9 protein-coding genes are annotated in these 10,611 nt (G+C 40.8%); 8 read left to right on the forward strand and 1 reads right to left on the reverse strand.

Going from position 1 to position 10,611, the window contains the following annotated elements:
* Nucleotides 1-54 precede the first annotated feature (54 nt).
* Nucleotides 55-927 carry a PHP domain-containing protein gene (locus DWX96_RS13935; RefSeq protein WP_117841206.1) on the reverse strand — a complete coding sequence of 291 codons (873 nt, stop codon included), beginning with the start codon at nt 925-927 and terminating at the stop codon, nt 55-57.
* Nucleotides 928-1,104: 177 nt separating this feature from the next.
* Here DWX96_RS13935 and DWX96_RS13940 point away from each other — a divergent pair, with 177 nt between their 5' ends.
* The 8 genes from DWX96_RS13940 (at nt 1,105) to rplT (ending at nt 10,518) form a co-directional block, all read left to right on the forward strand.
* Entirely contained in the window at nt 1,105-2,289 is a 1,185-nt protein-coding gene (locus tag DWX96_RS13940) for an AfsR/SARP family transcriptional regulator (RefSeq protein ID WP_117698730.1), read from the forward strand.
* Nucleotides 2,290-2,455: 166 nt separating this feature from the next.
* Nucleotides 2,456-5,344, forward strand: coding sequence for a hypothetical protein (locus DWX96_RS14770; protein ID WP_278336410.1), 2,889 nt, complete (start codon nt 2,456-2,458; stop codon nt 5,342-5,344).
* A gap of 18 nt (nt 5,345-5,362) precedes the next feature.
* A complete protein-coding gene (locus DWX96_RS13950; protein WP_117698320.1) occupies nt 5,363-5,545 on the forward strand; it encodes a hypothetical protein in 183 nt (60 codons plus the stop codon).
* A gap of 183 nt (nt 5,546-5,728) precedes the next feature.
* Entirely contained in the window at nt 5,729-7,528 is a 1,800-nt protein-coding gene (locus DWX96_RS13955; protein ID WP_118057805.1) for a hypothetical protein, read from the forward strand.
* Between the two features lie 15 nt (nt 7,529-7,543).
* Complete coding sequence (locus tag DWX96_RS13960) at nt 7,544-9,184, forward strand: MutS-related protein (protein ID WP_118057806.1); 1,641 nt, start codon at nt 7,544-7,546, stop codon at nt 9,182-9,184.
* Nucleotides 9,185-9,422: 238 nt separating this feature from the next.
* Nucleotides 9,423-9,917 carry a translation initiation factor IF-3 gene (gene infC, locus DWX96_RS13965; protein WP_022244104.1) on the forward strand — a complete coding sequence of 165 codons (495 nt, stop codon included), beginning with the start codon at nt 9,423-9,425 and terminating at the stop codon, nt 9,915-9,917.
* Between the two features lie 22 nt (nt 9,918-9,939).
* Entirely contained in the window at nt 9,940-10,137 is a 198-nt protein-coding gene (rpmI, locus tag DWX96_RS13970; protein ID WP_022244105.1) for a 50S ribosomal protein L35, read from the forward strand.
* 24 nt (nt 10,138-10,161) lie between these two features.
* Nucleotides 10,162-10,518, forward strand: a complete 357-nt coding sequence (rplT, locus tag DWX96_RS13975) for a 50S ribosomal protein L20 (RefSeq protein WP_022244106.1) — start codon at nt 10,162-10,164, stop codon at nt 10,516-10,518.
* The last annotated feature ends 93 nt before the right edge of the window (nt 10,519-10,611 follow it).

Genomic DNA, 10,611 nt, shown 5'->3' on the forward strand with positions numbered 1-10,611 from the left:
ATAAATCTTTTACAGAATGGGATTAGCCATCAACACGTTTTGTCCTATAACCCGCTATCTGCAATGCAGCGCATTTTTAATATCCGATAAAATATAATAAGGAATCGGCATATGTCTCGTTCCGTTTCCCATGGAAATATAAGGTTTGTTACTTCCGTGGAAGTCAGAGCCACCAGAAATAAGCAGATGATATTTTTGTGCAAGCTTCTTGATGTTCTGTTCGTCACCAAGCTGGTAGCTGGAATAGACGGCTTCAATACCATCTAAATGGCTTTCTTCTACCAGTGTCTGAACCAGAGCGTCCAATCGGTCTGCATTCATGCGATAGAGTACCGGATGGGCTAAAATGGCAAGACCACCGGCATGATGAATCAGGGAAATACCTTCCTGCGGAGTGATTTTAGGACGGTCTACATAATAAGGACAGTCATCCCCGATATATTTACTGAATACTGCATTCATATCTTTGGCAAGACCATGATTTACAAGGTATCTTGCAATATGTGCCCTTGTAATGACTGCATCCGGAAATTCTCTGATAAGACTGTCATAATCAATGGCAAAGTGTGCCTCCTGCTGCAGTTTATCAACCATCAGGCGGTTGCGGTCTGTGCGGGAAGAACGGAATGCATTTAATTTATCATTAAATACTTTATCGTCCGGGTTAATATATAGCCCGACCATATGGATTTCACGATCATCCAGTTCACAGGAGAGTTCAACACCGGCAATGACTTCCGGTGCATCCGGGGAGTTAAGCCGCAAGGTTTCTTCCTGTGCTTCTCTAATACCATCGATACAGTCGTGGTCAGTAAGGGCAAAGGCATATATCGAATGACGTCTGGCTTCATGAACCAGCTCAGATGGAGTAAAAGTTCCGTCAGAGCAGGTTGAATGTACATGTAAATCAATAAATCCTGTTTCCATGGTATAATCCTTTCTAACAGCTCGAAACAATTATTTTTTAGAATTATTTATGAATATGATTATAAGAGTAATCTTTCGTTTTGACAATCCGGAAGAAATGAGAAAAATCTTTTGCGTATAAAAACAAAGTCCTTTATACTGCAATTAGGAAAAATAATCTGCAGGGGGGCAGGAAGCATGAAAAAAATTTTAGAAGTAAGTATGCTTGGAACATTTCGAATGCAATATGGAAATCATTCCTTTATCATAGACCGGAAATCAACGACAAAGACGAACCGGCTGCTTCAGATTATTCTGCATGCGGGTACAGAAGGGGTAACAAGGGAAGAACTGGTGGGAAGACTATGGGAAAATGAGGAGGTCGCAAACCCATCCAACAGTTTCCGGGCAATTCTTTTCCGGGTGCGGAAACTGCTTAAGGAGCAGGGACTGCCGGAGAGCGATTATATTATAAGCCGAAAGGGAGTTTATTACTGGACACCGGAAATTCCGTATCGTTGTGATTGCATTTCTTTTGAAGAGAAGGCAGAGCATGCATTGAAACAGGCGGAAGATTTTGGAAAAACAGAATTAGAGGAAGCAGTCAGGCTGTACCGTGGAGAATTTTTGCCGGCACTGGGAGCATCGGAATGGGTAATTTTCTGGGCAACGAAATACCGGAAATTATATATGTCCTGTGTAAAGAGACTGTGCGGAATTTACCGGGATGAGCAGGAGTATCAGAAATTATATGAGATAGCAGAAAAAGCAGCGGTTCTTTATCCACTGGATGACTGGCAGGTATACCAGATGGAGGCATTGATTGCCATGAAGCGTTCCAAAGAGGCGGTGGCATTATATCATAAGACAGAAGAAATGCTGCTGGCAGAGCTTGGCAGTGAGCCTTCAAAGTCTATGCTGGAACAATTAAAACGAATCAGCAGCTGTGTTACGGAGGATGATGCCACTCATATTCAGGCAATACAGGAGAAGCTGGAAGAAGAGAGAGAGGAAGGAGCATTTTACTGTTCGTATCCTGTTTTCATTGAAAATTACCGCTTTGCAAAACGGGTTTTGCAGCGTACGGGAAAGAGCGCGTGGCTTCTTATGAGCACCATTACCGATGGGAAGGGGTATGCTTCTGAAGGCGGTGTTCATTTCGAATACATCCGGGCAGAACTGGAGCAGGCATTGAAAAACTCCCTGCGCAGCGGTGACCTGTATACCAGATACAGCACAAACCAGTATCTGATACTTTTAATAGGTATTGAAGAAGAAAATTGCGGACTTGTGATAGAAAGAATCAATGACAACATGGAACGGACGGCTGGAAAGAAATATGTGAAATATCATAAAGTATTGGTGAATGGAACAGACGAGTAGATACGAGGAGAAATACAATACAAACAGGAAGATTTAAGTACAATTCGGAAGAATAAAGAAAAAATAGAAAAATATAACGCTTTTTATAACACAGAGTAGGCTATGATTGGTTATACAATTCATAAATCAACAGGAAATGGATAAAATGAATAAAAGGAGAAAAAACATGAGAGTAGCCAAAATGTTGGGAAAAAGAATTACAGCTTTTGTAATGGCGGCATTGATGGTATTGTCCTTATCCGGAATAACCGGGATGACAGTAAAAGCTGCCGAAAAGGATGATACAATTAAGATGCAGCTGCAGGATACGAAGAAAATCGAGTGTTCTGCATGGATTGCTTACGAAACCAAGTGGAGTGTTACCGGTGGAAAAAATAAGGTAACATTAAAGAATACAAATAAGAAAGAGGTATCTGTAACTGCAGATAAGACAGGAACAGTTACTTTGAAGTGTAAATATAAGAACTGGCTCCTTCAATGGGAGACAGAAGAGTATACCATTAAAATCAGTAAGAGAACTCCGGTATTTGAAGAGAGCATTTCAAATCTGACTTATAACGGAAAAGTCCAGACACTGAATGCAAAGAACTTTGTAAAGGATGGTCCAAAGAGTGGTATTGCTGGAACCTGTGACAAAGAGATTTTAAATGCAGGAACTTATACTTATACGGTTACAACACCGGCAACAGATGTATATGAGGCAGGAAGCAGGACTTATACGGTAACTGTAAATAAGGCAGAGGCAGTAATTAAGGAAAAACCATCTGCAACAATCAATCATATGTCCGGAAAACTGAGAGAGTCCCATCTGAATGGCGGAATGGCAGTAGCGGTCAATGATGAGAACCAGGAACTGGAAGGCCATTTTGAGTGGCGGAGCCCGGATGAGACACTGTGGTTTAATACTACCGGAACTGCAATCTTTGAAGATGTAGACCATCATGTAGTATTTGTGCCGGAAGGAGATGCAGCAGAGAACTATAAAGAGACGGTATTTATTGTACCGGTAAGAACTTATTTAAAAGCATTGTATGCAAATCTTACAGCCAGCGATTTTGAATATAATGGCAGTAATGATGAGAAGAACTTAAGTTGTGATGCCAATGCATACAGCTGGGGAATTGAAAAAAATCCAAGCATTTCCATTACTTATACTTATTATGATGAGGCAGGAAATAAATTAAGCAAAGCACCGGTGGATGCAGGAACTTATACGGTAATTGCAACAGCCAGTGCAAAGAAATTTGAATCCGCAGACAGTAATGAAGCAGCCTTTACTATCCGGCAGAAACCGTTGACCAATGAAATGGTAACAGCAAAGGATACTGAGTATACCGGAAGCACAGTTGCGGTTGTGGTAAAGGATGGAGACAAAACATTAGTAGAAGGAAAAGATTATACTGTAATATACAGTGGAAGTAATCCAAATGCAGGAGAGACATCAGCAGCAATTACCGGAATCGGTAACTATAAAGGAACGGTAAATACAACCTATACCATTCTTCCGAAAGAAGTGGAAAATGACAGCGTGATTGCAGCTGCAAAGGAAAAATATTATACCGGAAAAGCAGTAACACTCAGTGAAGAAGATGTGACCGTAACTTATAATGGAAAAGTATTAACAGCAGGAACTGATTATACTGTTGGTAATTACAAAGATAATGTAGAAGAGGGAACTGCTCTGGCAACCGTAACCTTTACCGGTAACTATAGTGGAACTGTAAATGTAAGTTTTGGAATCAGTAAGATTCGTGCAAAAGTATATGCTAAATACGGAAATGGAAAACTGCTGCTGTTAAGTGGAAACTGTATTTTAGATCCGGCTGTATTAGAAGAAGCAGCAGATTATGCGACCACGGAGGAAAGCGTAATCCGCGGATTCATTTTAGAGGATGAAAATGCAGGTGTAGTGACAACATATACAAAACTTTTCCGCAATACAGAGGGTTATAACGTATATGTAAAGGTAGCAGATACATTTACGCAGAAGGCAGAGTTCTACATCCGGAAAGCAGGAACTGTCCGTCCGGAAGGAACAGTTGGTGATGCAACAGCAAATTATGACTATATAGGAAGAGCAGCAGTTTCTTTAAATCAGCTGAAAGTGACAACTGATATGTCCGGTTTTACTGCACCAGCGTCTTTTGATGCAGAAAAGAATTATGATGGAAAGATGCCGGTAACCCTTGCATCTGTTTTAGATGCATATGCAGCAAACAGTGGCATTGCAGGGGATGATGCAAGATTCTACCGCATCGAATGGTACCGGATGATTAATCCGAATTCCTGGCATATTGATGGAGAAATTGTTGATAACAGTTATACCGTTACTTTTATGGTAGACGGAAATGTATATCAGGAAGTACGTGAAGTAAAGGGAACGGAAGTTTCTGTAACAGATCCTGTAAAGGCAGAGACAGAGACAACAACCTATGAATTTACCGGCTGGACTTTAGAAGATGGCAGTAAAGTAAATGTTGCAGATTTAAATGATAGTACCGTAGTGTATGCTTCTTTTGATGAAAAGGAGAAAGAAACTGAGCCGACTGAACCAGTTGGACCGACCGGGCCAACCGAACCAACCCAGCCGACTGAGCCGACCCAGCCGACCGAACCAACCCAGCCGGCCGAATCAACGGAACCGGCACAGCCGGCAAATCCAGCCCAGCCAGCATCATCAGAAACAGCGGTAACTCCGGCAGATAACAATACACAGCCGGAGACAGCAGCACAGACACCGGTAATCCAGGCACAGACTCCGGTTACACAGACCCAGGTGGCACAGACACCAGTCAGACAGCAGCAGGCAGCACAACAGCCACAGGATGCAGAAGAACCGGTGGTATTAGAAGATGAAGAGGTTCCACTGGCGAATGTAACGGACGATAATGCAAAACAGGAAGTAACTGCATTAGAAGATGAAGCAGCTCCTCTGGCAGCAAATCCGGCGGGAGAAGATAACTGTATCATCCATTGGATTATGATGATTCTTACGATTGTATTTGCAGGATATAATGTAGTAAGGGCAGTACTTCGTCAGAAGAGAAATGCATAAAGGCAGGAGGCAGAAAGTATGAAAAAAGTAGATGGAATCATTGCTGTTATATATGTAATTGCTATGGCAGTGCTGTTTTTCTTAAGAGACTGTGAGAAAGATCTTCCAATGGGAATTCTGGCACTGGCTGTTACCGCAGCTGCAGTAGCATGTATGGTTATCCAGAATAAAAAGCGTGATAGCAAAGCAGCAAGAGCTTAAAAAAATAATATAAATAAGTATTGCAGGCAGGACGATAGAAAATGAAAATACATTTTGTCGTCCTGCTGTTTTTAGTTGCCAGCCATTTGAAGAAAGCTTTCACTTGACATTATTTTAAAATTGAGCTATTGTATTAATTAAATAATACAGTAATAATTGCAAAGAAGAAAAGGGAGATTAGGTATGGCAAAGAAAAAGAAGAAAATGGAGTTTGAAACAATGCAGGTAAAGCTGCCTCATGTAAAGGGGCTGTCCATTATGCTTCCGGTTATTTATATTTTATGGGTGGCAGTGATGTATTATCTTCTGCTTCCGGCATTGAATATTCATTCCAGAGGTTTATGGCTGTTTGTATTAGGCGTTATATTATTCCCGTTAGGAATAATAGGTGCGTTGGTATCGGCAGCCAGGAAGGCAGAAGGTAAGTCTGCAGGAAAGCTGGAAAAGCCGGTAAACGGTATTTTTGCAGCAGTTGGAGTGATCGGAATTCTGTTCCTGATTCTTTTATTTTATGGCAGCAAAATGTTCCATGCACAGGCATATGCAGATATCCTGACCATCGAAGACAGTGATTTTAACAGCGATATCAATACAGCATCTTCTGTATCAAAGATTGCGTTAATGGATACGGACAGTGCAGTATTGCTGGGTAATCGTGAAATCGGAAGCCTTTCAGAAGTGGTGAGCCAGTATAATGTATCGGAAGACTACACACAGATTGATTATCAGGGGGCACCAACGAAAGTATCTGCATTAGAGTATGCCGGCTTCTTTAAATATATGGGAAATAAGGAAAATGGTGTTCCAGGTTATATAACTGTTGATCCGGTAGGACAGAAGGCACAGTATGTTCCGGTAAAGGAAGGAATGATTTATGTTCCGTCTGCTTACTTTGGCAAGGATTTAAGAAGGCATATCCGTATGAATTACCCGGATAAACTTTTCGGAAATCTTCATTTTGAAGTGGACGAAGATGGAAACCCATACTATATTGCCAGTGTATACAAATACACCATCGGTTTATTTGGTGGAGAAACTGTTGAGGGTGCAATCAGCTGTGACCCAATCAGCGGAGACTGTCAGTATTATGATGCATCAGAAGTGCCGAACTGGATGGATGATGTTTTTGACGGGGATCTTCTGGTGGAACAGTATAACTGGTATGGAGAATTATCTAATGGATTTATGAACAGCATCTTCGGCAAAAAAGGCTGTAAGAAATGTACGGAAACGGTAGTAGAGGATGAAGACGGAGATGAGGAATCTTACGAAGCAAACTTCGGCTATGTTGCCAAAGACGGGGATATCTGGATTTATACCGGAGTTACTTCCGTCAATGATGATGCCTCCAATATCGGGTTTATACTGGTAAATGAGCGGACTTCAGAAGCACATTATTACAGTATTGCAGGAGCAGATGAAAGCTCTGCAATGGCTGCTGCAGAAGGAGAAGTGCAGGAGAAAGGATACCGTGCATCTTTCCCGTCTTTGATTAATGTAGATGGTCAGCCGACTTATATTATGGTATTAAAAGATGCCAGCGGCATAGTGAAGCTTTATGGCATGGTAAATGTAGAATCTTATAATATGGTAACAACAGCAGCCAGTCTCGATGAGTGCTTTGCAAAGTATCGTAAGATGACAGGCAGTGACGGTACAGAAAACACTGGGAATCCGGAAGAGGCAGAAAATTCTTCCGGGGACAGCAACAGTACTGCAGGTAATGCACAGACAGCAGCCAAGGGAAAAATAATTCCGGAAGGTGAGACAGAGACAAGAATTTTTGTAATCAGTGAAATGCAGTATGTTGAGATTGCAGGAGAGACTTATGTTTATCTGGCAGGAGACGACGGTATGGTATACTGGCAGAAGTTTTCTGATAATGAACAATTGATTTTCCTGCATGCGGGAGATACCGTTACTGTAAATGGAATTATGGATAAAGATAATATTTACTGGATAGATACCATTAGAATCATGTAGTAGGAAGGCGGAGAAATGGAAGCAGCAATCCTTGTAGTAATTTTGATTGCAGGATTTACTTATTCAGCAATTAAGACAAAAGAAAGTTGGAAGAACCGCTGCAAACGGACACTGAAAGAAAAATATGGAAAAGAACCTGAAAAAAAGGAATTCAAAAGAGAACTGATAAGAAATTATCTGGATACTGTGGGTGGAACACAGCAGGTGGATGAGGTCACATGGAATGACCTTAATATGGATGATGTGTACCAGAGAATCAACAACTGTGATTCCACTATGGGAGAAGAAATTTTATATGCAAAGCTTCATTATGCGAAGCAGACGAAGGAAGAAGAGGAGCTTTTAGAAAAAAGAATAGCTTTTTGTGAAGCAGATGATGAAAAACGCTATCATCTGGAAGAAACTTTGTCAAAGCTTGGAAAGAGAGACGAGGCTTACTATATTCCATCCTTTATCCAGACAGTAGAGGATTTTGCAATTTCAAATCTCTGGGTTTATCAGATGCTCCGGATATTGCTGATGGTAGTTGTTGTGGCGGCAGTCGTATTTCATAATATATATGCTCTGTCAGCTTTGGTGGTAGTATTTCTTGTGAATTTGTCGGTGTATATCTTTACGGTCCGGCTGAAGTTTGATCAGGAGATTCATATGATGGGAACGGCGGCATACCTGATTACGGTAGCACGAGAACTGGAGCAGGAATACCGGAAAGACAAAATATGTGAGGAACTGGCACCGCTGCTTCCGGTATTTGCCAAAATGGATAAGAAGGCATTTCTGCTAAATATCCAGAGCAGAAATGCCATGGGAGATGTGTTTGAAATGCTGCAGGATTTCCTGCTGGGAGTAACCCAGTGGCATATCCTTACTTATATGAAAGTATTGAATCAGTTTATGGATAACCAGGATGCTTATCTTAAGATTTACTGGGTGGTAGGAGAACTGGATGCAGCGGTTAGCACAGGCTCTTTCCGAAAGAGTCTGCCTCTTGTGACAGTACCGGAATATGAGGAAACAAAGCAGCTTGAGATGGAAGAAATTTATCATCCGCTGCTTCATGGAGCAGTGACCAATTCTATGGAACTTCAGCATAACTGCATTATCACAGGCTCCAATGCTTCCGGTAAGTCAACCTTTATCAAGACCATAGCTGTTAATGTGATACTGGCACAGAGCATTCATACCTGCACCGCAAAAAGAATGCATCTGCCTCATGCAAAAATGATTACTTCCATGGCGGTAAGAGACGATATTTTATCCGGTGACAGTTATTTTATTAAAGAGATTAAATATTTAAAACGTATCCTGGATGCTTTGTCGGAGGATGAACTGGTTATCTGTGTTATTGATGAAATCTTAAGAGGAACCAATACCCAGGAGCGTATTGCAGCTTCAAAAGCAATCATGGAATATCTGGCACATCATAACTGCATTGCAATTGTGGCATCCCATGATAAGGAATTGACGGAGCTTGAAAAAATTGGTTATGACAATTATCATTTTTCCGAAGAGTTTGGAGAAGCGGATATTGTATTTGATTATAAATTGCAGAAGGGACCGGCAAATTCCCAGAATGCAATCCGCCTGCTTTCCTTTACCGGGTTCCCGGAAACGATTATTGAGAGGGCGGAAAATATCAGAAGCGAATATCGGTAAAAATAATGCTTGACGAACGAAATGACATATGGTACTATAAGCAAGTTGAAGAAAGTAGAGTATCCACTCTCACCTTAGCACAATCAAGTGACTAAGTGTTTATAATGAGTATGCAATGAGCGAATCATTTTGAAGTGGATAGTCTGTCTATCCACTTTTTTTGCGGAAATAAACGGAAAGTTGTCTGGCAAAGCTGTGGTGAATTTAATTTTGGAGGTGTACGACCATTAGCGAGTTAATGATCAATGAACAAATCAGAGATAAGGAAGTCCGCCTGATTGGCGCGGATGGTGAACAGTTAGGTATCATGTCAGCAAGAGAAGCATATAAGCTGGCACAGGAAGCAGAACTTGATTTAGTAAAGATTGCTCCTGGAGCAAAGCCACCTGTATGTAAGATTATCGATTACGGTAAATACAGATATGAGCTTGCAAGAAAAGAGAAGGAAGCACGTAAGAAACAGAAAACGGTTGAATTAAAAGAAGTTCGTCTTTCTCCAAATATCGATACCAATGATTTGAATACCAAAATGAATGCCGCAAGAAAGTTCATTTCCAAAGGAAATAAAGTAAAAGTTACACTTCGTTTCCGTGGCAGAGAAATGGCACATGTACAGGCAAGCAAACATATTCTGGATGATTTTGCAGAAGCACTTGCAGATATTGCAGTAGTGGAGAAAGCACCAAAGCTGGAAGGCAGAAGCATGGGTATGGTGCTGGCAGAGAAAAGATAATGATTTTAAGGAGGAATAAATTATGCCAAAACAGAAAACAAGCAGAGCAGCAGCAAAACGTTTCAAATTAACAGGAACAGGAAAATTAAAGAGAAACAAGGCTTATAAGAGACATATCTTAACAAAGAAAACAACTAAGACTAAGAGAAATCTTAGAAAACCTGCAATGACAGATGCAACAAATGTTAAGAATATGAAGAAGATTTTACCATATTTATAAGAATTGGTTAAGGAGGAATAGAACATGGCAAGAATTAAAGGCGGCTTAAACGCTAAAAAGAAACATAATAGAACATTAAAATTAGCTAAAGGTTACAGAGGAGCACGCTCCAAACAGTATAGAGTAGCAAAACAGTCTGTCATGAGAGCCTTAACAAGTTCTTATGCAGGAAGAAAACAGAGAAAGAGACAGTTCAGACAGTTATGGATTGCCCGTATTAACGCAGCAGCAAGAATGAATGGATTATCTTACAGCAAATTTATGTATGGTTTAAAATTAGCTGGTGTTGATATGAACCGTAAAATGTTAGCTGAGATGGCTGTAAATGATGCAGAAGGATTTGCAACATTGGCAGAGCTTGCAAAAACAAAACTTGCTTAATTTTAAGAAGCGGACAAGTTATAAAAGAGGATTGTGGTTATTGATGTGACCCCAAAAAGTTAGACTTTTAAGCGTAGCAGTTTTATTGGCTGC

The sequence above is a fragment of the Roseburia sp. AF22-2LB genome (genome assembly GCF_003461125.1).
Classification (GTDB): domain Bacteria; phylum Bacillota; class Clostridia; order Lachnospirales; family Lachnospiraceae; genus Roseburia_C; species Roseburia_C amylophila.

What these genes read in the sequence shown, in the direction of transcription:
- rplT (WP_022244106.1), top strand. Translation starts at nt 10,162, where the DNA reads ATGGCAAGAATTAAAGGCGGCTTAAACGCTAAAAAGAAACATAATAGA.
- DWX96_RS13935 (WP_117841206.1), bottom strand. Translation starts at nt 927, where the DNA reads ATGGAAACAGGATTTATTGATTTACATGTACATTCAACCTGCTCTGAC.
- DWX96_RS13955 (WP_118057805.1), top strand. Translation starts at nt 5,729, where the DNA reads ATGGCAAAGAAAAAGAAGAAAATGGAGTTTGAAACAATGCAGGTAAAG.
- infC (WP_022244104.1), top strand. Translation starts at nt 9,423, where the DNA reads ATGATCAATGAACAAATCAGAGATAAGGAAGTCCGCCTGATTGGCGCG.
- DWX96_RS13950 (WP_117698320.1), top strand. Translation starts at nt 5,363, where the DNA reads ATGAAAAAAGTAGATGGAATCATTGCTGTTATATATGTAATTGCTATG.
- DWX96_RS14770 (WP_278336410.1), top strand. Translation starts at nt 2,456, where the DNA reads ATGAGAGTAGCCAAAATGTTGGGAAAAAGAATTACAGCTTTTGTAATG.
- DWX96_RS13960 (WP_118057806.1), top strand. Translation starts at nt 7,544, where the DNA reads ATGGAAGCAGCAATCCTTGTAGTAATTTTGATTGCAGGATTTACTTAT.
- DWX96_RS13940 (WP_117698730.1), top strand. Translation starts at nt 1,105, where the DNA reads ATGAAAAAAATTTTAGAAGTAAGTATGCTTGGAACATTTCGAATGCAA.
- rpmI (WP_022244105.1), top strand. Translation starts at nt 9,940, where the DNA reads ATGCCAAAACAGAAAACAAGCAGAGCAGCAGCAAAACGTTTCAAATTA.